General features: G+C 61.6%; 19 protein-coding genes. 6 read left to right on the top strand and 13 right to left on the bottom strand.

What is annotated here, in order from left to right; genetic code table 11:
- Positions 1 to 44: 44 nt before the first annotated feature.
- Genes RIE53_07930 through argS form a run of 6 tightly spaced genes read right to left on the bottom strand, consistent with a single transcriptional unit; the run spans position 45 to position 7783 of the window.
- Positions 45 to 2669 carry a TonB-dependent receptor gene (locus RIE53_07930; GenBank protein MEQ9104614.1) on the bottom strand — a complete coding sequence of 875 codons (2625 nt, stop codon included), beginning with the start codon at positions 2667 to 2669 and terminating at the stop codon, positions 45 to 47.
- Positions 2670 to 2711: 42 nt separating this feature from the next.
- Positions 2712 to 3842 (bottom strand): FecR domain-containing protein, encoded by a 1131-nt coding sequence (locus tag RIE53_07935; GenBank protein ID MEQ9104615.1) that lies wholly within the window; start codon positions 3840 to 3842, stop codon positions 2712 to 2714.
- Positions 3839 to 4381, bottom strand: coding sequence for an RNA polymerase sigma factor (locus tag RIE53_07940; protein MEQ9104616.1), 543 nt, complete (start codon positions 4379 to 4381; stop codon positions 3839 to 3841). The genes RIE53_07935 and RIE53_07940 overlap by 4 nt, the downstream gene beginning before the upstream one ends.
- Positions 4382 to 5197: a geranylgeranylglycerol-phosphate geranylgeranyltransferase gene (locus RIE53_07945; GenBank protein ID MEQ9104617.1), complete on the bottom strand. Its 816-nt coding sequence runs from the start codon at positions 5195 to 5197 to the stop codon at positions 4382 to 4384.
- Between the two features lie 3 nt (positions 5198 to 5200).
- Positions 5201 to 6088, bottom strand: a complete 888-nt coding sequence (gene pheA, locus RIE53_07950) for a prephenate dehydratase (GenBank protein MEQ9104618.1) — start codon at positions 6086 to 6088, stop codon at positions 5201 to 5203.
- Positions 6089 to 6097: 9 nt separating this feature from the next.
- Complete coding sequence (gene argS / locus RIE53_07955) at positions 6098 to 7783, bottom strand: arginine--tRNA ligase (protein MEQ9104619.1); 1686 nt, start codon at positions 7781 to 7783, stop codon at positions 6098 to 6100.
- Between the two features lie 111 nt (positions 7784 to 7894).
- Between argS and RIE53_07960 the strand changes: the two genes are divergently transcribed.
- The 6 genes from RIE53_07960 (at position 7895) to RIE53_07985 (ending at position 14255) form a co-directional block, all read left to right on the top strand.
- Positions 7895 to 8596: a DUF4159 domain-containing protein gene (locus RIE53_07960; protein ID MEQ9104620.1), complete on the top strand. Its 702-nt coding sequence runs from the start codon at positions 7895 to 7897 to the stop codon at positions 8594 to 8596.
- Between the two features lie 46 nt (positions 8597 to 8642).
- The gene (glyA, locus tag RIE53_07965) at positions 8643 to 9950 is read left to right on the top strand and encodes a serine hydroxymethyltransferase (protein ID MEQ9104621.1); all 1308 of its coding nucleotides are present in this window, start codon (positions 8643 to 8645) and stop codon (positions 9948 to 9950) included.
- On the top strand, positions 9950 to 10507 hold the full coding sequence (locus RIE53_07970; protein ID MEQ9104622.1) for a phosphoribosyltransferase family protein: 558 nt from the start codon (positions 9950 to 9952) through the stop codon (positions 10505 to 10507). Before glyA ends, RIE53_07970 begins: the two co-directional genes overlap by 1 nt.
- 1 nt (position 10508) lies before the next feature.
- The gene (gene tatC / locus RIE53_07975; protein MEQ9104623.1) at positions 10509 to 11390 is read left to right on the top strand and encodes a twin-arginine translocase subunit TatC; all 882 of its coding nucleotides are present in this window, start codon (positions 10509 to 10511) and stop codon (positions 11388 to 11390) included.
- Between the two features lie 22 nt (positions 11391 to 11412).
- Positions 11413 to 13065 carry a S41 family peptidase gene (locus RIE53_07980; GenBank protein MEQ9104624.1) on the top strand — a complete coding sequence of 551 codons (1653 nt, stop codon included), beginning with the start codon at positions 11413 to 11415 and terminating at the stop codon, positions 13063 to 13065.
- A 179-nt stretch (positions 13066 to 13244) separates the two neighbouring features.
- A complete protein-coding gene (locus RIE53_07985; protein ID MEQ9104625.1) occupies positions 13245 to 14255 on the top strand; it encodes a trypsin-like peptidase domain-containing protein in 1011 nt (336 codons plus the stop codon).
- Between the two features lie 9 nt (positions 14256 to 14264).
- Here RIE53_07985 and RIE53_07990 read toward each other — a convergent pair whose 3' ends face one another.
- The 7 genes from RIE53_07990 to RIE53_08020 are packed head-to-tail and all read right to left on the bottom strand — an operon-like array spanning position 14265 to position 21125.
- On the bottom strand, positions 14265 to 15089 hold the full coding sequence (locus RIE53_07990) for a M23 family metallopeptidase (GenBank protein MEQ9104626.1): 825 nt from the start codon (positions 15087 to 15089) through the stop codon (positions 14265 to 14267).
- Positions 15090 to 15127: 38 nt separating this feature from the next.
- Positions 15128 to 15799 carry a ribulose-phosphate 3-epimerase gene (gene rpe / locus RIE53_07995; GenBank protein MEQ9104627.1) on the bottom strand — a complete coding sequence of 224 codons (672 nt, stop codon included), beginning with the start codon at positions 15797 to 15799 and terminating at the stop codon, positions 15128 to 15130.
- 10 nt (positions 15800 to 15809) lie between these two features.
- Positions 15810 to 16835, bottom strand: a complete 1026-nt coding sequence (gene nuoH, locus RIE53_08000) for an NADH-quinone oxidoreductase subunit NuoH (protein MEQ9104628.1) — start codon at positions 16833 to 16835, stop codon at positions 15810 to 15812.
- A 20-nt stretch (positions 16836 to 16855) separates the two neighbouring features.
- On the bottom strand, positions 16856 to 18577 hold the full coding sequence (locus tag RIE53_08005; GenBank protein MEQ9104629.1) for a 2Fe-2S iron-sulfur cluster-binding protein: 1722 nt from the start codon (positions 18575 to 18577) through the stop codon (positions 16856 to 16858).
- Between the two features lie 2 nt (positions 18578 to 18579).
- Positions 18580 to 19116, bottom strand: a complete 537-nt coding sequence (locus RIE53_08010) for a DUF4920 domain-containing protein (GenBank protein MEQ9104630.1) — start codon at positions 19114 to 19116, stop codon at positions 18580 to 18582.
- Positions 19117 to 19139: 23 nt separating this feature from the next.
- Positions 19140 to 20441 (bottom strand): NADH-quinone oxidoreductase subunit NuoF, encoded by a 1302-nt coding sequence (gene nuoF / locus RIE53_08015; protein MEQ9104631.1) that lies wholly within the window; start codon positions 20439 to 20441, stop codon positions 19140 to 19142.
- Positions 20442 to 20450: 9 nt separating this feature from the next.
- Entirely contained in the window at positions 20451 to 21125 is a 675-nt protein-coding gene (locus RIE53_08020) for an NAD(P)H-dependent oxidoreductase subunit E (protein MEQ9104632.1), read from the bottom strand.
- Positions 21126 to 21131: the final 6 nt, after the last annotated feature.

Here is a 21131-nt window from a genome sequence, read left to right on the forward strand (position 1 = left end):
GATCAGCAGGCAGACTTGCAAACGCGGAGCATGCATGCGGGGGGTCATTGGATGAGCACCTCCACGTCGAAAAGGGGCAAGAGGGGCAAACCTCGCCGGTTCCTGGGATTGGCTATGGCATCCTCCGGGTTATAGCTCTGACCGATCACGTTGCGGCGAAACGAGACGTTGAACAGGTCCAGACCCACTTTCCATTCCGCATCCCAGGCCCGGAAGCGCCAGGCCATCTGTGCATCGACCCGGAAATACGGAGGCAGGCGACCATTGTTGATGTCGGGCTGGTACAATGTCCACGAGGGCGTTCCCGTGACCGGATCGTGAACCACGAATCGACCGATCGGAACCGTGACGGGATATCCGGACCGCCAGATCCCCGAGGCGCCGACGGTCCAGCGACCGAACGCCGATTGGACCACCAGGCTCGCATTCCGGGGCGTGTTGAACCGGGCCGGGCGCCAAGTTCGGGCCTCGCTATCGAGTAGACGATGGCGTGTGAGCGATCCCGTGTAGGAGGCCACTATACGCCAGCGGCCGCTGTGGTAATCCAATCCGAACTCCGCACCGGCGGACCGCTCCTCGCCCGTATCGTACTGGGCGAGCAGGGTCGCCACGGAAATGCCCGGACCAATGAGATCGGTCCTTCCGCTGAATCGTTCGTCGGGCAGGAGCACATTCCGGCTCGCTCGGCCGTACCCGTCCACGGTGAGGGACAACCCTTTGATGGGCCGGTATTCCACCCCGGCCGTGACCTGAGCCGAACGCGACGGAGGCAGGTCCGGCCCCGCCGGTACCCAACGACTGGAGACCAGATCATACAGGAACGCCAGGCGATCCTGGATGCGCTGCAGGTATTGCACCTGGGTGGCCATGCCGGCCCGTACCATCAGGCGTTCGGGATGGATGGAGTATTGGATGTTCAAGCGTGGCGAGGCCCGAACGTAATCCCCGTTCGCGAACCAACTCACCCTGAGTCCGGGCTGGATTTTCCATCGTGGAGCGGGCCGCCATACATCCTGGATATAGGCGGCCAACTCGGCCGAGTCGGAGGCGGATCGTTCCTCCAAAGGGTCGGAAAAGTCACTGGAATAGCGGACGACGGCATTGATGTCCGACGTGAAATGGCGTTGGACGAGGTGCAGGCCCATGCGCACCTGATGGGACAAGGAGGCGTACCAGTCCACATCCAATTTGGCGCCCAGGTCGGCCACCGATACGGCATAGGACGATTCCACCCACGAGGAACGACTGGGCAGGACGAACGCATTCTCGTCGGCATGATAGCGCGAATCGTACAGGGTTGAGGTCACAAACAGGCGCTCGCCAACCAGGCGCTGGAATCGCACGCTCGTCATGCTGTTGCCCCAGTCCTGGTCGATCTCGAAGAACAGGTCGGCCGGGCGAAGGAACGAATCGAAGTCCAGGGAGACGTCGAAAGGGAGTCGCAGATCCAGTACGTCCCCGCCTGAGTAGTGGGATATCGTGACCGTCGATCGATCATCCGGGCGCCAGGAGAACTTGGCGCTCCAGTCGTGGAAGTAATACCCCGTGCGAAGCGTGTCCCGTCGTCCGGTGTCATCGCTGACCGGGTGACGCAGACCGATGATCTTGTCTACGTACGACCGTCGACCGGCCAGCATGAACGAGGATCGTGAACTGATGGGCGATTCCATCAGGAACCGGGCATGAAGCAGGTTCATTCCGGCGTTGAGCCGCGGACCTGAGCGTCCTCCGTCCCGGAGTTCGGCGTCCAGGACCGAGGACAGGCGTCCACCGTATTCCGCGGGGAATGCACCCCGATAGAGCAGGATGTCCTTGAACGTACCCGTCTGGAAGGTGGAAACCAGGCTGAAGGCATGCCAGGGATGATAAATGGGAACGCCGTCCACCAGGTACAGATTCTGATCCGGGCCGCTTCCCCGGATCATCAGACCGCCGGTCGCCTCACCGGCCCGCTCGACACCCGGAAGCCAGCGGAGGCTCTCGAGCACATCGTCCACGCCCAATGTACCCGGCAGTGCGCGGAGACTGTGGGGAGGAAGGGCCACCAATCCCGGGGTCGTGGCGAGGTCGGCGCGCAGGGTAGGCACAGCCTCGACCACAATGCCGCTGACGGCGAACGTAGCAGGCTCCAGCTCGAGCGCGAGCAGGGAGCCGTTCACCACGACCACCGTATCGGCCGGTTCGTATCCCACGAACGTGGCGCGAATCCGACGTCGTCCCCCCTCCACGCCCGGGAGGACGAAGAATCCGGCGTCGTTGCTTATTCCGGCTGCACCCAGTCCGGGAACCAGGATGTGGGCGCCCGTCAGGGTCTCCCCGGTCTCTGCGTCCCGCACGAAACCGGCCAGGTTATGATTCCGGGACCGAGTGGTCGTGGACGCGAGTGGAATGAGCACGAACTGGGTGGAGGAAATCTCCTGCACCCGGAAGGGGAGCCCCGTGACCAGGCACAGCAACGCATCGTGTGCCGACGGGCCCGTGTAGGAGCACGACGTCCGGAATGGAGCCAGCATCGTACGACTGAACACCACATCCACATCCGTCTGGACGGTGAATGCAGCCAAGGCGTCGGTCAACGGCGTATCCGCGTGCTGCAACCGGATGGTCTGCGCGTCTGCGGGGCCCACGACAAGGAGGGCAAAGAGAAGGATGATCGGGAGGCGGGACACGCGGCTTATAAACACCGCTGTCAACCGCGTTCCTTCGGCGTGCTACGGCCGCGTGGCCAACAACCGGTATCGCGTGCCGCGTTCTTCGACGTCCAGCTCGGCACCGACGGCGGCCGCGACAACCCCCAGGATTTCATCCAACCCTTGTTCCCGGTCGAATGTACCGGTCAGATCACGACCGGACAGCGGCTTGTCCACTTCAATGCGGACGTTGAAGCTGCGACTCAGTGTGGCTGCCACAGAATCGATGGGCGTATTCCGGAAGATGAAGAGTCCCGTCCAATCCATTTCGGCCATGGCTTCGAACGGATACGGCGTTTCCGGAACACCCCCGTTGGGTACCCGGGTCGCAAGACCCGCATCCAGCCAGACGTCCTGGCCGGCGGCTTCCACGCGCACGCTGCCGGTGACCACCGAAATCCGGGTTTCGTCCGGTAGCGCTTCCAGGCCGAATGTGGTTCCAACCACGGTGGTGATCACATCTCCCGAGCGCACGGAGAAGGGGGCGTCCGCTCGGGGAGCCACGTCAAAGAACGCCCGGCCTTCCAGGCTGACGTCCCGCGGATTGCTGCGGCTTGTCCAGAGCGATGCGCCTTCCACCAGGCGTACCTGGGATCCATCTTCCAGGGCGACCATGCGAACCCCGTCAACGGGGGCTGTCAGCACCTGCGATGTATCCTGCAGGACCAGATATCCCACGACCAGCAATGCCACCACGGCGACGGCCGCAGCGGCCATCCGGGGTACCGATGCTGCCACGCGGCCGTACCATGAGCGTACGGTGGCGGGTTGCGCCTTCCGGGACCGGCTCCAGGCAATGTCGAATGCGGCCACATCCTCCGCCATCCGGTCCACGATTGCATTGAGCGCAGGATGGGAGGCGCACGCCGAACCGAACGAGGTCCGGCACTGCCCGAGTCGCAGGTGCATGTCCGCATCCAACCGGCGGCCCGATCTATCCATGGCCAGTGCCATCAGATCATCCAGCGGCGGCATGATCGCGTCCAGTCGGCATCCGGCCCGGTCCGATACCTGCACCCACAACCAGACCTGGCGGGCCAGCTCCGGTTGGTCGGCAAGGGCGCGACGGACCGTCTCTACGGTGTCGTCCGTCCACTCGTCGGTGTGCAATATGCTTTCGAGGGTTACATCCATCAGACCATAAGCCGTCATGAGGTCCGCAATAGTAACAGCACCACGACCTGCATGATGTCGCGCAAGCGTTCGAACGCCCGTTTGACCTGCATCTTGATCGCGGCTTCCGTCGATCCGGTCATTCCGGCAATCTCCTCATACTTGAACCCATGCTCGCGGAGTTCAATGATTTCCCGGGCGCGTGGCGAGAGGCTGTCCAATGCCCGATCAAGGTCCAGTCGGTCGGAAGGCCGGAACGGATCGATCGGGTGGTCGGGTGGGGCATGCGCATCGAACAGCCGTTCCTTGGGACGATAGCGGCCCCGATACCAATCCTGGAGCTCGTAGAGGGCCCCCTTCATGGCAAAAGCCTGTAGCCGTCCGTTGTCCTTCAGATCGGCCAGGCTCCGATGCACGCGGACCAGGCTGTTTTGCACGAGATCATCGACGTCCCCGCGCAGGCCGATCCGGTTGATGAAAAACCCCCGCATGACAGGCTCCAGGGCTTTCATCAAGTCATTCCGCGCCCGGTCGTCACCGTTCTTGGCCCGTTCCGCCAGGTGTTCGAGATCGTCCATTCAGCGCACCGATACCGTGAGGGCCAGCAATCCGAACACCATGGCCATCTTCACATGTCGACTGGCCCTGGGTGCAGGAAACCCTTCACCCACCGTACCTGCCAGGGCCAGTGCCAGGAATACCGCTGCCGGAATGCAGGTCAGCAACCAGGTCCCGGCGAATGCCGGAAGCACGGCCGGGGCCGGCAGGGCGATGAGGGTGCCCGCGAGCAGAACCTGCACTCCGCTCCGGACCCTTCGGGTACCCACCAGGACGGCAAGGGTCCGGCTTCCTACCCCGGAATCCCCGTCGGCATCCTCCGCATCCTTGACCAGTTCCCGGATGAGATTCAGCACGAACGCAAACACCATGGCCACCCAGAGGGCCGGGCCCAAAGGCGTGTCGAGGCGGGCAAAGGGGAGCGATAGGGTGACCAGGCCAGCGACGACCAGGTTTCCGATGAGGGGACGATGCTTCAGCCAGCGATTGTACAACCAGAGCAGGAGGGCGATACCGACCAGAGCTCCGAGATGACGCAGCGAAACCATGGCGCCGAGTACGAACGATGCGCCGAGGAGCACTCCGCCCATCAGACGGGCTGTCCGGAGCGATACCCGGCCGCTGGGAAGGGGGCGGTCCGGCCGGTTCACACGGTCCGCCTCCAGGTCCCGGAGGTCATTGTGTACGTTGCCCGCGGCGGCGACCGACGCCAGCGCCAGGGCGGCAAGGAGGGTACCGATCCAGTCGACCGGCTGGTCCATGCGCGTCAGCCAGGCACCCAGCACGACGCCGCACAGGACCAGGATCAGATTCAGCGGGCGGATGAGTTGTACCATGCCTCAGTCCCGGCCTGCACGACTGCCTTCCGCATAGGTACCGAGGACGGTGACGTACGCGGCAATCTCCTCGAGGTGGGACAGGGCATGCTGCACGTGCTCGTCCCACTCGGCGCCCGCCAGGTCCAGGTAGAAGATGTAGTTGCCGGGGCTGCCGACCAGCGGGCGACTCTCAATCTTGAACAGGTCAATGTCCCGGAGTGCAAACACGGCAAGGCTCTTGAACAGGCCTCCCGGCACGTTCTCCTTCTGGGCATACAGGATGGAGGTCTTCAGGGTCTGCGCGGCGGAGCCGGACCCGGAATCAGTCGCCGGCCCCGTGTCGGAGCCAGCCCCTTTTCCTGCGCTTTCCGGTCGTGCCAAGGCCAGGAAACGCGTGTAATTCTGGTGATTGCTTTCGATATCGCTCGCCAGGATGTCCAGACCATACTCTTCGGCGGCCCGACGGCTGGCAATGGCTGCGTGTGTCCTGTCGCCCGCCCGTGCCACATCCCGGGCCGCTCCGGCCGTGTCGTACGCCGGTATGGGGCGCGCGCCGGGGACGTGCCGGCGCAGGAAGTCGCGGCATTGCCCGAGCGCCTGCGGATGCGAATGCACCTCCACCAGGTCCCCGGCGCGCGCCCCCCGGACGCCCAGCAATTGATGCCGTACCCGGAGATGGGTTTCGGCCACGATACGGAGGCGATGCTCCCTCAGCAGATCGTAGTTCTGGTGCACGCTGCCGTGCAGCGAGTTCTCGATGGGGATGACGGCGCGGTCGCACGCCTCGCCGGCCACGGCTTCGAACACCTGGTCGAAGTCCGGGCAGGGCACGACCTCGGCGTCCGGATACAGGCCCCGTACAGCCTCCTCGCTGTAGGCGCCGGTTTCTCCCTGGAATGCTACGCGCAACGAACTACCTCACATGGATTCAGGGGCTGAAATGCCGAGCACACGCAACCCGTTTGCAAGGACGTGCCGGGTGGCGACAGCCAGATGCAATCGGGCCTGGGCCACATTGGCCGACTCCCCGATGATATGACACTGACCGTAAAACTGCGTAAATGCCACGGCCGTTTCGCGGAGCCACGTGGCCAGACGATGCGGCTCGCAGGCCGCCGCCGCCCGATCCACCGCTTCAGGGAGTCCGAGCAACTGCTTCATGAGGGCGATCTCGGCGTCGTGGGTCAACGCGGACAGATCGGCGCCGGGCTCGGCTTCCAGTCCCGATTCGGCGGCCTTCCGGAGGATGGAGCAAATTCGGGCATGTGCGTACTGGAGGTAGAATACCGGATTCTTGTCGCTGGCTTCCTTGGCCAGGTCGAGGTCGAATTCGAGGTGGGTATTCGGCGAACGCATGAGGAAGAAGAACCGCGTAACGTCTTCCCCGACCTCATCCATGAGTTCATCGAGGGTCACGTACGTGGCCTTCCGCGTGGACATTTTCACCGGCTCGCCGCCGCGGATGAGCGTCACGAACTGGTAGATCACCACATGGATGGGATCGGCATCGAACCCGAGGGCCTTCACGCCGCTGAGGACGTCCGGGAACGTAGCTATGTGATCGGCACCGAACACATCCACAATCCGGTCGAAGCCGCGCTCCAACTTGTTGACATGGTAGCCGATGTCGGGCAGCCTGTACGTCGGCTCGCCGGTCGATTTGACAAGCACCGTATCGGCCTCCTTGCCGAAGGCGGTGGTCCTGAACCATACCGCGCCGTCCTTGTCGTAGGCCAGGTCCTTGTCCCGGAGCGACTGCACGATCTCCCAGATCTTGTCCGAATCGTACAGGGAGCGTTCGTTGAACCAGGAATCCATGTGGATGCCCAGTCGCGTGAGTGTGGCCTCGATCTCGGCAAAAATCCGCTTTTCGGCTGCCTGTTTGAAGACGTCGGCATCCTGCTCGGCTTCCAGCAGTGCGGAGCCGTGTTCAGCAAACAAGTCAGCTGCAATTTCTCCGATGTAGGCGCCCAGATACCCGTCATCCGGAAACGGCTCGGGCACCGTTACGGTATCGGGTGCATCCCCGATGACCTTTGTCGGTGTATCCGAGTCGACAAGCGCCACATAGCGACCACGCACCGATTCCCCCAGGATGCGCATCTGACGACCCGCATCGTTGAAATAGTATTCCCGGGTTACATCGAACCCCGACCAGTCAAGCAGTGTGGCTATCGTATCTCCCAGAACGGCATTCCGACCGTGCCCGACGGTCAGTGGACCGGTCGGGTTGGCACTCACGAATTCCACCAGGGCGGATTGCCCGGCGCCTGTGGATGTGCGTCCGAAGTCTGGTCCCGCCGCCAGCAGTTCACCCAGTGCATGGTACAGGTAGTCGGTGGCAAACCGGAAGTTCAGGAATCCAGGTCCAGCGATTTCGACCGCGGCAATCCGCTTGGGATCGAGCGCCAGGTGTTCCTTGAGGCGTTCCGCGATCTGGCGGGGGGCCTGTCGGAAGTGCCGGGCCAGCTGCATGGCGGCATTGGTGGACAGGTCGCCGTGTTCCGGATTCGCGGGCTGTTCGAATTCGGGCTGGAATCCTTCGGGACCTCCGCCCATCGCCTCGAGGGCGGCGGCAATGTGCTCGGTCAGATACTGTTGCATAAGGGCTGTGGAAGATGGGCGCAGGTCTACTCCCGGGCGTCGGCACGGATCCCCCAAAACCTGGGCGGCCGACGGCCGTAGAAGCGGTTCATCACCAGAAAGGTACGTTCCATGCGGCTTCCATCCGGATGTTCGGGCACGCCGACACCCGTCCTGATCTTGACCCTCCTGCTGCTGATCGGTGCGGTCGGCTCGCCCGTGCTGGCCCAGGACGACCATGCCATGACCATCGCGCGACTGAAATACGAAGGCGGCGGCGACTGGTACTCCGACCCTGAATCCCTGCCGGAACTGTTGTCGTTCGTCCGGACGACGACCCTGCTGGACGTGGCTCCCCGGGAGGAAGTCGTGGAACTGACCAGCGACAATCTCCACATGTTTCCCTACGTGTACCTGACGGGTCACGGGAATCTCCGGTTTTCTCCCGATGAGGCCATGCGACTGCGTCGGTATCTGGAGCAGGGCGGTTTCCTGCACGTCGACGACAATTACGGGCTGGACGTACACATCCGGCGGGAGATGAAGAAGGTGTTCCCGGACCGGGAATTCGTGGAATTGCCGTTCAGTCACGGCATTTACCATGCGCAGTTCGAGTTTCCGAACGGCCTCCCGAAAATCCACGAACACGACGGCAAACCGCCCCAGGGGTTCGGTATCCTGGACGATAACGATCGTCTCATGGTGTTCTACTCGTACGAATCCGACCTGGGCGACGGTTGGGATCCCGAAGTCGTCCACGACAACCCGCCGGAATTGCGGGAACGGGCATTGAAAATGGGGGCGAACATTTTGATCTACGCCATGATGAACTGAACCGGGGTTTGGTGCGTTGCCTCTCCACAACATCCGATTTTTGCCCATGTCGACTCTGCAGACCCAGGATCCCGAACTGTACGACGCGCTGGCTCGTGAGGCCCGACGCCAGAATGAAGGTCTCGAACTCATTGCATCCGAAAATTTCGTCTCCCGTGCCGTGCTGGAGGCCATGGGATCCACGCTCACGAACAAGTATGCGGAAGGTCTGCCGGGCAAGCGCTACTATGGCGGATGTCAGTTCGTGGATATTGCCGAGGATCTGGCGCGTGACCGGGCGAAGGCCCTGTTCGGCTGTGAGTGGGTGAACGTGCAGCCTCATTCGGGCGCATCGGCCAATGCCGCCGTTTACCTTGCGTTCATGAAGCCCGGAGACACCTTTTTGGGGCTCGATCTGGCCCACGGAGGGCATCTTACGCATGGGAGTCCGGTCAATTTTTCCGGCATCCTCTACAAGGCCGAATACTATGGCGTAGAAAAGGAGGGGCCCATGGCGGGGCGGATCGACATGGACCGTGTTCGCGACAAGGCCCGTACCGTACGGCCCAGGATGATTTCCATCGGTGCGTCGGCGTACAGTCGGGATTTCGACTATGCGGCGTTCCGTTCGATTGCGGACGAAGTGGGCGCCCCGTTGTGGATGGACATGGCACACACGGCGGGCTTGATTGCCGCCGGAGAGCTGAACGATCCCATGCCACACTGCCATGTGGTGACGACCACCACGCACAAGACCCTGCGCGGACCCCGGGCGGGCATGATCCTCGTCGGTCGCGACTACGAGAACCCGTTCGGAAAAGTGGCCCCGAAGTCTGGCCGCGTGAAAATGATGACCGAACTCCTGGACTCTGCGGTGTTTCCCGGCATGCAGGGCGGGCCGCTCATGCACGTGATTGCAGCCAAGGCTGTCGCCTTCAAGGAAGCCCTCGCCGACGATTTCAAAACGTACGGTGCCCAGGTCATCCGCAACGCCAAGGCCATGGCTGCCGCGTTCACCGAGCGGGGATATGACGTCGTATCCGGTGGTACGGACAACCACATCGTTCTCTTGGACCTGCGGAACAAGGGGTTGACCGGAAAGGATGCCGAGATCGCACTGCAGGCCGCCGACATTACGGTGAACAAGAACATGGTTCCGTACGATACGGAGAGTCCCTTCGTGACATCCGGCATCCGGCTGGGTACGCCGGCCATGACCACCCGTGGTCTCGGAGAATCGGAATTCCGGGAAGTGGTCCAGTTGATCGATGCGGTGTTGCAGGACCCCACCAGCGAAGCAGTGCAGGCCCGGACCCGATCGACCATCCACGAGATGACCGCCCGGTACCCCCTGTACGACTTTGTGACGGTCTGATGACGAATCCCGTGTACGATGAGTTGGTGGACCTGGGGCGCCGGCTGTACGAGCTGGCCCTGGTCCGGCGGGAGAACGAAGACATTACCGACCCGTCCGGACAGCCTATCGGCTGGCTGCTGGATACGCGGATCCCCATGTTGCGGGGAGACATCATGCGTGAGGTCGGGGATGTGCTGGCCGGGCGACTCACGGCCAAAGGCATCCACCAGGTTGCGGGTTATGGATTCGGGTCCTATGCGTTGGTTTCTTCGGCTGTCGCGGCCCAGGCGCCGGTGCCCATCCTGGGCGGATTCGTCCGGGAGAGCCGTAAAGCCCATGGGCGCCGGCGCCTGGTCGAAGGCCCCATTTCGCGCGACAAGCCGGTTGTTTTCCTGGACGATATCCTGAACAGCGGTCGCAGTGCCATGAAAGCCATCGAGCTCCTTCGTGCCGATGGCTTCCAGGTGGTCGGCATGATCTGCCTGTTCCATTTCACGTGGAGCGGTGGGCGTGCCCGCCTGCAAGAGCACGGCCTCTGGGTCGACTCCATCCTGGACCTGAACCTGAGGAAATGACATGATCGGTCGTGCCGTGGGTAGGATGAAAGATGTGGTCATGCGCAAGCGGGCCGGTAAAAGCCTGCCCGGTACCGATGCGCGTGTCGATATCGAGGCGCAGGCGGAGATGGGCTTCCTCGATCACCTGGAAGAACTCCGGTGGTCTTTGCTGAAGGGATTCAGCGCCATCGTGGCATGTACGGCCGTGGCGGGTGTCTACCGGCGGTGGGTCATCGAACATATCCTGTTGGCTCCCAAGAACCCCGACTTCATCTCGTACCGCGTGTTCAATATGGAGGTGACCCCGTTCGTCATCCAGAACCGGACCATCACGGGGCAGTTTTTTGCGGACTGGGGGACGGCGCTCGTCGTCGGGGCCATCATCGGTTCGCCGATCTTCATCTACTACTTGTGGCGGTTCATTGAACCGGGCCTGTATCCCAATGAAAAGGAAGGGCTTCGCTTCTCGGCCGTGTTTGCCACGTTCTTCTTCATTCTCGGGGTGTCCTTCGGGTACTTCGTCATCACGCCGTTGGCCCTCCAGTTCTTCGCCGCATACCAGATTTCCCCCGAAATCCAGAACGAATTCGACATCACGAAGTATTTCGAGATGATCACGTTCTGGTCGTTCGGAACGGGAATCCTGTTTCAGATGCCGGTGGTGATCTATTTCCTGGCCAAGCTGGGTATTGCAACGCCCGCCGCCCTGAGGCGTGTCAGGAAATATGCGTTGCTGGTGGCGCTCGTGTTGGGTGCGTTCTTTACCCCGCCCGATCCGTTTTCGCAGGTGCTGGTTGCCATGCCGTTGCTGTTGCTCTACGAGGCGTCCATTGGTATTGCGGCCGTCGTCCAGCGGCGACGAGAGCGTGAACTGAAGGCCGCCCTTTCCGACGATCCTTGATCCACACAGACGCTGCACGCCCATGAGACGACCCTCGGTACGAATCCTTGCTCCTGCCGTCGTGGCGGCCGCACTCGTTCTGATGGCCGTCCGGTCCGGGGACGATGATCTGTTCGAACTGCGGCGGAATTTCGAGATTTTCGGCTCAGTCTACGAGCAACTGGTGCTCGGATACGTGGATGACATTCGACCGCAACCGTTCATGCGTGCCGGAATCGAGGCCATGCTCGCCGAACTCGATCCGTACACGGTGTTCTACGACGAGGCGGACCTGGCGGACTCCCGTGTACAGATGCAACAGTCCACAGGTACGGTCGGACTCACGCTGGGCGAGCGGGCGGGGCGGCTGACGGTCTTCGAGCCCGGCTCGAACGCCGAGGCGTACAGGCAAGGCGTTCGGATTGGCGACGTCATCGTGGGAATCGGCGGTGTCGATGCTGCTACGCTGACCCTGTCCGAAGCCTACGATCTGCTGTCCGGTGAACCCGGCTCGACGGTCGAGGTCGTCATCCAGCGCACCGGCGAGGACTTACCGAGGACCTTCACCTTGCCTCGCGTTCCCGTGGATCGGGATAATGTCCGTTGGGCCGGCTACCTCGGACCCGATACGACGGCCCTCTACGGCTACGTGAAACTTGACCAGTTCGGCCCCCGATCCGGGCGGGAAGTCCGCCGCGCATTCCGGGAAATGGCCCGGGGTGCCGGGTTGAATGGATTGGTTCTTGATCTTCGCAACAACCCGGGCGGCGTGCTGGAGGATGCTGTCGAAATCGTCGGTTTGTTCGTGCCCAAGGATTCTCCCGTCGTCACGCTACGCTCCCGGGATCGAACGGCGGACACCGTCCACCGGACCGATACCGATCCGCTGTTCCCGGACCTCCCGGTGGTTGTGCTCATCAACGAATATTCCGCCTCCGCATCGGAAATCGTAGCGGGTGCCCTCCAGGATTACGATCGTGCCGTGGTTCTGGGAACGACCACGTTCGGAAAGGGGCTCGTCCAGGTCGTGCATCGGTTGCCGCACAACGCAGCGCTCAAGATGACCATTGCCCATTATGTCCTTCCAAGCGGTCGCTCCATCCACTCCGCCGAGTTGAATACTGCATCGTCCCGGGTGGCCGTGCCCGAGGAGCGGCTTTTCCAGACTCCCGAAGGGCGGACCGTGCGCTCGGGTGTGGGCGTCGAACCGGATATTCCAATGGAGCGTCCTTTCGTGTCGGAGCTCGAGACCGCCCTGCGTGAAAACGGGGCGTTCTTCCTGTTTGCTGATCACCAGGCCGCGACACAGTGCGCCACGCTGGATTTCGACGCGTGCGTCGCCAATCAGGACCGGCTGCTGGCCGAGTTCCGATCGTGGCTCGCGGACCGACAGTTCTCCTACCTGACCCTTTCCGAGAAACAGCTTGCGCTCCTGGATGAAGAAATGCGGGAAGCGGGTTGGGATGCGACGGCCGGGGCGCTGTCGGACGTGGAGCGCCGGCTCCGGACAGAAAAGGAAGGTGACTTCGACCGATACGCCGAGCGGTTGACCGGGTTGATCGCCGAGGAACTCCGCGTGCGCATGCTGTCGGGTCAGGCCGCCCTTGAACGTTCCCTGACGGACGACGCCTGGGTGAGCCGCGCCCGGGAGCTTCTTGACCGCCCTGCGGAACGGGGCCGCCTCCTGGGGCAGTGAACCCCGGGTCGGCCCTGTCCGTACGGATGCCCTACCATGCTTAGCCCATCGGAATGATGTCTCGTTTAATCTTCCTGTTTTCGATCATCCTGGCACTGTCGGGTTGTGACCAACCGGTTCAAAGTCAGCAAAATACCTTTGTCCCGCAGTCGACTGTCACGGTATCTGACAGTCTGTACATGAGCAGGACCACTGCCATTACCCGTGCGGTGGAACGGGCGTCGCCTGCGGTGGTGAGCATAAGCGTGACGCAAGTGCAGCAGGTCCGTGCCCGGGATCCCTTCTGGGATACCTGGATGGAGTTCATGTATGGTCGCCAGCGGACCCAGCTGATGCAGCGGCAGGTCCAGTCGGCCGGTTCGGGATTCATTATTTCCGCCGACGGATATGTGGTCACCAACGAACACGTAGCGGCCGGGGCCACCCAGATTGCCATCGCCCTGCCGGATGGAACGACCTTCGATGCCCGTCTCGTCGGCACGGATACCGCCACCGATCTGGCCTTGCTCAAGGTCGACACCGACGTTCCATTGCCGTATGTCGAGTTCGACCTGGCATCCGAGCCGATCGTGGGAGAGTGGGTAATTGCCCTGGGAAACCCTTTCGGGCTGTTTGAGGCGACGGATCCGTCCGTGACCGTGGGGGTCGTCAGCGCCACGAACCGGGACCTCACGCCGCAGGGCAACCGATTCTACCTGGACATGATCCAGACGGATGCGGCCATCAACCGCGGGAATTCCGGTGGTCCCCTGCTGAATGCATTGGGTCGGGTGATTGGTGTGAATACGGCCATCTACTCCGAATCGGGCGGGTCCATCGGCATCGGGTTCGCCGTACCTGCACAGCGTGTCCATCGGGTCCTTGAGGAGTTGCGTGAGAACGGATTCGTGGATCGCTCCTATTTCACGGGTCTGTCCGGTCGGAGTGTAACGGCCCAGATTGCCCAGGCGCTGGGCATGGATGCAGCGCGCGGGGTGTTCGTGGAAGAAGTTGAATCGGGTTCCCCCGCGTCCGATGCGGGTTTCCAACCGTACGATGTCATCCAGTTCCTGGAGGGCGAGCGCGTATCCACACGGGATGAATTCGTGGCGCGGCTCTTTGAGTACCGGCCGGGCGACACGGTGCAGATCACGGTGTTACGACAGGCTGAGTGGGTGGACCTGACCCTGACCATTGGAAGCAGTCGCTGAGGCCCGGTCTCAGTGACCGTACGTCCGGCCTTCAATCAACATTTCGGCGGACCGGCCACGAGTCCGGAATTCCACGGGAATGGTGGTCCGTGTGAGGTCATCATTGACCGTATAGACCTCGAAATGGAGATGGGGTCCGGATGCGTATCCGGTGCCCCCGGACCAACCCAGCAGGTCGCCTTCGCGGACATGCATGCCTTCTTCCACCTCCACGCCGCCGTGTCGAAGGTGAACGTATGTTCCAATCGTTCCATCGTCGTGCTGTATGGAAACATGATTGGCCTGCCCTTTGAGTTCATCGTCTAGGCCTCCGGTGCGGAAGTCTGCCTCGACCGAAACGACCATTCCGCCTCGTGCCGCCCGCACGGCGGTCCCCTCGGGCATGGCCCAATCCAGTGCGTACTTGCCCCTGTGCGTGGCCTGGCCATTGTATCCCTGTCCCACCAACCAGGACGTACCGCGTTCGAACGGAAGGGCATACGTTACACTGGCGGCATGTACCGCCGTTGCCGAACCGGTAACCCAGCTGAAATTGAACGAGTAGGACCACGGTTCATCCGGGTTGTCGACCTGAAGTTCGACCAGTGGAGCCTTCCGGTCGGCCGAGACGGTACGCACCAGGGGCATGCTTTCTGTCGAGCGCAAATTGACCAACTCGAGGTGAACGGACATCGTGATATCCCACGAGACCAGGAGCGACGCCTCCAGCGTGATGGTGCCATCCCGCTCCAGCGTCTCAATGCAGAACGTCTGGTCAAAGCACTCGGTGTCCTTGGGCGGGAGGACGTCCCCGGTGCCGTACGTCGTGAGCAGCAACGTCAGGATGGCAATCATGACCGAATATAGGACGCAACCATGACCGAATACAGGACTCAGCGGGCGCCCAAGGCGTCCATCAGTGCGCGGACGTTGCCGGCAATATCACCCGATCCGCCAAAAACAGCACTCCCGGCGACCACCACGTCGGCGCCGGCGCCGACGACTTCTGCCACGTTGTCCGGCTTCACGCCGCCATCCACTTCCAGGCGGGCCTTCGATCCTGCCTCGTCAAGACGTGCACGGAGACGACGGATCTTGTCGGTCGACGACGGAATGTAGGATTGACCGCCAAATCCGGGATTCACGGACATGACCAACACCAGGTCCACATCCTCGAGGATCTCGTCCAGTGCATGGAGCGGCGTCGCCGGATTGAGCGTAACGCCCGGGCGGGCCCCGGCATCACGGATTTGCTGCACGGTGCGATGGAGATGGGTGCAGGCTTCCACGTGGACCGTCACATAATCGGCCCCGGCCGCGACAAACGCATCCACATACCGTTCCGGGTGCTCGATCATGAGATGCACGTCGAGCAATGCACCCGTTTCGTTGGCCAACGGCCGAAGGGCTTCCACCACAAGTGGGCCAATCGTGATATTCGGCACGAAATGTCCGTCCATCACATCAATGTGCAACCACTCGGCTCCTGCTTCCACCACGGCCCTGCATTCGGACGCGAGGCGGCCGAAGTCGGCACTCAGAATGCTCGGAGCCAGGATGGGCATGATGTCAGTATCAGGACGTGAATGCGAGGATGGCTGCCATGAGAAGGGCGTTGACCAGGGAGATGGGCAACAGGTACTGCCAGCCGAGTGTCATCAGCTGGGTATACTTGAACCGGGGCAGCGTCCACCGTACCCAGATGAATACGAAGGCGAAGAATCCTGCTTTCACCAGGATGGACAGCAACTGAAGGACCGTCAACCATGCCGAGTCAACAAGCGCAGGGAACGTGCTCAGGATGAGGGGCTCGAACGGCAGCATGTACCCGCCGAAGAACAGCGTAACGATCACGAACGATGCGATGAAGAAGTTGACATACTCCGCCAGGAAGAACATGCCGAACTTCATGCCCGAGTACTCCGTGTGGTACCCTCCGACCAACTCCTGTTCGGCTTCCGGCAGGTCGAACGGCGCCCGGTTGGTTTCCGCGAACGCGGTGACAATGAACAGGATGGCCCCGATGGGATTCCGGAAGATATTCCAGCCGAAGAAGCCCCATCCGCCTGCCTGGTCTTCGACGATGGTGGTGAGACTCAGCGACCCGGCAATCAGGACCACGGACAGGACCGCAAGCCCCATGGACAACTCATAGGAGATCATCTGGGCGGAGGACCGCAGGCCACCGAGCAGCGAATACTTGCTGTTGGAGCTCCAGCCCGCAAGGGTAACCCCGTAGACGGAAATGGACGTCAGCGCCAGCAGGACCAGGACGCTCACATCCATGTCGGCGATGACCACATTGTGGGCAAAAGGAATGAGCGCGCCCGCACCCATGGCAATGACCACCATGAGCATGGGGGCCAGAGAATGGATGAATGGATTGGCCAGGACCGGGACGATGTTCTCCTTGAAGACGAGTTTCAGCACGTCCGCGAACGGCTGAAGGAAGCCGAATGGACCCACCCGGTTCGGTCCGGGCCGGTTCTGCATGTATCCTGAGACCTTGCGCTCGGCATACACGAGGACGGATGCCGATACCAGCAGAAAGTTGACGATGGCGAAGGCAATGAGTGCCGTCCAATACCAGGCGAGTTCCATGAGTCGTCGGGGTCAGCGTGTCAAGTGGTGGTCTGGCCCACCTCGGCCAGACGGAATCCGTGATCTCCCATGGCCTCGTAGGTGGCTCCGGCAAAGGCCGGGTTGGCCTCCGACAAAGCGGCCATGATGGCCTTCGGGCCTTTCCAGTTCATTTCAATACCCAGCTCGGCGGCCACGGCAGGTAGGGAGACCCATCCGGGCTCGCAATCCACCATGTTCTGTTCGTTGTACCACCGGTCGTACGGCGTACCATGCAGGTCCGCCCGGCTCTTTCCGATTTCCATGGCGAGCGTGCGGTTGATTCCCTTGATGGCCTTGGCAGGGCGGAGGCGCTGGGCGTGTCCGTCACAGTTCACGAACGTACCAACGGTCTCTACCGCCGTCGCTGCCGGCAGCGTCACATGGGCCGCGGGGAGTGTCTGGTTGGTGGTGTTGTATTCGTGCAGGATGACCTTGACGGAAGCAAGATCGTCCACTGAACACACACCGGCTGCTACCGGGTCGTCTTCGAGGACATAGACCGCGTCGAAATCGCCGGCCCGCAGGCGGGCCGTGAACACCGAGGCATCCAGGGCACTGAATCCGAGCCGTTCACAGCCCTGGCTGTTGGGTGTACGATCATCCGTGCGCAACCATCCGTCTCCATGCCCGGGCTCCACGTGCGGAAGATAGGATGGCACGTCGGCACCGACGGCGTCCGCAAGCTGTGCCAGCAGCCAGTTGTCTTCCGTCGTTGCGTAGGCCGATCCGATGAAGGCAATGCGCTTGCCATCGAGGCCCTTCAAAAGGGCTCCAGCGGCCTGGAAGGCAGCTTCCCATGAAGCCGGTGCGCCATTGACCGTGGGTCCGGCAGGGCGATTTTCATTGAATGTGCGGTAATCCAGCCGATCCTCGTCCGCAAGCCAGAATTCGTTCACGTCCATGTTGGTCCGCGGCGTGACCTTCATGATCTGGTTGTCCTTGACGTAGTACCAGCAATTCGAGCCCTTTGCGTTGACCGTCGAAATGGAAGCGGTCCGGCTCATTTCCCAGATGCGGGCCTTGAAGCGGTGGTCCTTCGACGTCAATGCGCCGACCGGGCAGATATCAATCACATTCATGGAGTACGGTTCGTCGAACTCGACTCCGGGCGGGGTCATGGGGTAATTCCGGACGCCCCGTTCAATAATGGTCAACTGGTTGGATTTCGAGATCTCCTGTGTGAATCGCGTGCAGCGCGTGCAGTTGATGCAGCGCTCACCGTCCAGCACCACGCGGGGTCCAAGGTCAATGTGCTTCGGCTTGGCCACCTTCCGGAATTCGAATCGGGATCCTTCCGGGCCGTACTTGTAGGTCTGGTTCTGGAGGGGGCAGTGGCCGGCCTGATCACAGATGGGGCAGTCCAACGGGTGATTGATGAGCAGGAATTCCAGGTTGTCCTTCTGGGCACGCCGTACAAGCTCACTGGTCCTGTGGGTGCGGACAACCATGCCATCCGCCACGTCCATGGTGCAACTGGTCTGCAATTTGGGCATGAACTGGATGACGGGCTTGCCGTCTTCTCCGACGACCGGCTTACGGGTCTCCCGGTCCATTTGCGGCATGCCGACTTCAACGAGGCACTGCCGGCAATTCGCGGGCGCCGACATGGCTGGATGATAGCAGAAATGAGGAATCTCCGCCCCGCTGTCCAGACAGTGCTGCAGCAGCCGCGGACTGCCGTCCAGTTCAATTACCTGGTCGTCAATGGTGACTTTGGTCATTGTCAGATCGTGTCTTCGTTGCTCGCAAGCTTTTCAACCAGCACGCCGCTGGCCGTAATATGGAGTTCAGGGCTGGCATCGTCTGCATGGTGATCTCCCCCCTCTTCCGCGTGGTGATTTTCGGAGGCGTCATCCATGTGCATGGGGGCCTCGAATTCGGCCAGTGTCGACTCGTCCAATGTACCATGAACAATGGCGCGGCGTCCGGAAATGCCCTTGTCCAGCGTGAACAGGTATTGATCGTGTTCGTCGCGGGGCATTACGATGCGGACCAATTGCGTGTCGGAGACCTGGAGGGTCATCCAGCAGCCGCGTCCCTGACAGACTTCCGTGATCATTCCGGACACCTTGACCGGCGTCCCCATGAAGTCCGAAGGCTGGCTCGCTACCTGCTGGACGGGCATGATCTCGGCCTGGTCAAACTCCTGGCCGAACACATCATAGGCAGCAAACAGAACCGGCGGTGTCTCCACGGCCGTGTCTGCGCAACCGCCCATGAATGGCAGCAAGAGGAAGAGAACGAAAGCGAATCGGGTCATGAGTGGTTCAGTTGAACAAAAGGTTAAACACCGGTCGCCACCAGGGACGGTTTGCACTTGGCTTCGAATTCTTCCCGGAAGCGCGTCACCGTATATCTGACCGGCCAGGCGGCGGCATCGGCAAGGGCGCATATGGTCCGGCCTTCCATCTGTGTACAGAGGTCAATCAGGAGATCGAGGTCGCGCAGGTTGCCTTCTCCCTCATCTATCCGCGTCACGATGTTTTCCAGCCAACCCGTTCCTTCCCGGCAGGGAGTGCACTGGCCACAGCTTTCGTGCGCGTAGAAGTGTGTTATCCGACGGAGGAATGAGACCATGTCCGTATCCTCATCCATGAACAGCATGCCAGCCGTTCCCAGCATGGATCCGGCCTCACGCAACCCGTCCGGGTCCATCGTCACGCCATCCAGCATGTCGGCCCGAAGAACCGGTGTGGAACTACCGCCCGGAACCAACGCCTTCAATTTCTTTCCTCCTCGCATGCCACCGGCCACCTCGTCGAGGAGGTCCGTAATCAGCATGCCCGTAGGGAATTCATAGACACCAGGGCGATTTACGTGCCCGGAAATACCGTACAGCAGTGGCCCTGGCGCTGTCTGGGCACCGATCCCGGCGTACCAGTCGCCTCCACGCGCAATGATGAGCGGGGCACAGGCCAGGGTCTCCACATTGTTGATGGTCGTCGGATATCCCCAAATGCCCTTCTGGGCCGGAAACGGGGGTTTTACCCGCGGATAGCCTCGCTTGCCTTCGAGCGAGTTCATGAGGGACGACTCCTCACCGCAGATGTAGGCACCTGCTCCCTTGTGGATGACTATGTCCGTCGAAAAGCCGGATCCAAGGATGTTTTCCCCGAGGTACCCCTTGGCATAGGCCTTCTCGAGCTCCCGCTCCATCTGGCTGATCCAGTCCGCATACTCTCCACGGACATACAGATACGCGGTTTTGATGCTCATGGCGTAGCACGCTATCAGCATGCCCTCGAAGAGCAGGTGCGGATTGTACTCCATGATCTGCCGGTCCTTGAACGTACCGGGCTCGGATTCATCCGCATTGCAACACAGGAACCGGGGAATGTCCGGGTTGACCGGGGGCATGAAGGACCACTTGAGCCCCGTCGGGAATCCGGCACCGCCGCGTCCGCGGAGATTGCTCTTCTTCACCTCGTTGGTGACCGACGTCGGATCCCATTTGTCCGACGTGAGGACGTCCTTCCAGGCCGCATAACCGCCCTGCTCCTCGTAGACCTCCAAGCGGTGCAGATCCTTCACCGGAGGAAGGATGACCCGTTTGTAGGAGCGCCAATCGCCTGCTTTCGATGCCATGACTGAATACTATTTGAGCGTGTCGGAGAAGGGACGGACGGAGTAGGTTTCGGTGGCGGTGACATCGCTGCGACGATTTCCGCCCATCTCATCCTCGTCCTGGGGGAGCGTTACCGACTCAAAGGCCGGCATTCGGTGCTCCTTGAGCGCATCCACCAAAGCGTCCAGCTTGTCCTCGGTCAGATTGTGCACGTACGGACCGTTCGTCACCTGGAGCATGGGGCCCGATCCACAGGCGCCAAGGCATTCGGCTTCCTGGATGGTGAACAGTCCGTCAGGCGTCGTTTCACCCTTGTGGATGCCCAGCTTCTTCTCCAGGTGATGCAACATGTCGTATCCACCACACAGATGACATGAGAAACACGTGCATACGTCCAGGACGTACGTGCCTTTCTTCTCCTTGAAGTACTGTGTGTAGAACGTGGCGACACCGTACACCTTGGCATAGGGGACCTCCACGGCATCGGCAACCAGCTGGATGACCTCAGGCGGCAGATACCCGAATTTCTCCTGGGCCAACCAGAGTACACGCATGATGGCCCCATCGGCCGTGGGGTAACGCGAAATCCAGGTCTGGATCTGCTTCGTCTCGTCCGCCGTGAACACGAGTTCGTCCGGCGTGAATACCGGATCGGGTTGGCGCTCCGGCAACTCCACGACGGGATGCTTGATGAAATCAGCCATAATCTG

The sequence above is a fragment of the Rhodothermales bacterium genome, from assembly GCA_040221055.1.
In the GTDB taxonomy this organism is placed as follows: Bacteria; Bacteroidota; Rhodothermia; order Rhodothermales; family UBA10348; genus 1-14-0-65-60-17.

Coding starts and splice junctions, on each gene's coding strand:
- RIE53_07935 (MEQ9104615.1), bottom strand. CDS start 3,842: ATGACGGCTTATGGTCTGATGGATGTAACCCTCGAAAGCATATTGCAC.
- RIE53_07940 (MEQ9104616.1), bottom strand. CDS start 4,381: ATGGACGATCTCGAACACCTGGCGGAACGGGCCAAGAACGGTGACGAC.
- RIE53_07945 (MEQ9104617.1), bottom strand. CDS start 5,197: ATGGTACAACTCATCCGCCCGCTGAATCTGATCCTGGTCCTGTGCGGC.
- argS (MEQ9104619.1), bottom strand. CDS start 7,783: ATGCAACAGTATCTGACCGAGCACATTGCCGCCGCCCTCGAGGCGATG.
- RIE53_07960 (MEQ9104620.1), top strand. CDS start 7,895: ATGCGGCTTCCATCCGGATGTTCGGGCACGCCGACACCCGTCCTGATC.
- glyA (MEQ9104621.1), top strand. CDS start 8,643: ATGTCGACTCTGCAGACCCAGGATCCCGAACTGTACGACGCGCTGGCT.
- RIE53_07970 (MEQ9104622.1), top strand. CDS start 9,950: ATGACGAATCCCGTGTACGATGAGTTGGTGGACCTGGGGCGCCGGCTG.
- tatC (MEQ9104623.1), top strand. CDS start 10,509: ATGATCGGTCGTGCCGTGGGTAGGATGAAAGATGTGGTCATGCGCAAG.
- RIE53_07980 (MEQ9104624.1), top strand. CDS start 11,413: ATGAGACGACCCTCGGTACGAATCCTTGCTCCTGCCGTCGTGGCGGCC.
- RIE53_07985 (MEQ9104625.1), top strand. CDS start 13,245: ATGAGCAGGACCACTGCCATTACCCGTGCGGTGGAACGGGCGTCGCCT.
- RIE53_07990 (MEQ9104626.1), bottom strand. CDS start 15,089: ATGATTGCCATCCTGACGTTGCTGCTCACGACGTACGGCACCGGGGAC.
- rpe (MEQ9104627.1), bottom strand. CDS start 15,799: ATGCCCATCCTGGCTCCGAGCATTCTGAGTGCCGACTTCGGCCGCCTC.
- nuoH (MEQ9104628.1), bottom strand. CDS start 16,835: ATGGAACTCGCCTGGTATTGGACGGCACTCATTGCCTTCGCCATCGTC.
- RIE53_08005 (MEQ9104629.1), bottom strand. CDS start 18,577: ATGACCAAAGTCACCATTGACGACCAGGTAATTGAACTGGACGGCAGT.
- RIE53_08010 (MEQ9104630.1), bottom strand. CDS start 19,116: ATGACCCGATTCGCTTTCGTTCTCTTCCTCTTGCTGCCATTCATGGGC.
- nuoF (MEQ9104631.1), bottom strand. CDS start 20,441: ATGGCATCGAAAGCAGGCGATTGGCGCTCCTACAAACGGGTCATCCTT.
- RIE53_08020 (MEQ9104632.1), bottom strand. CDS start 21,125: ATGGCTGATTTCATCAAGCATCCCGTCGTGGAGTTGCCGGAGCGCCAA.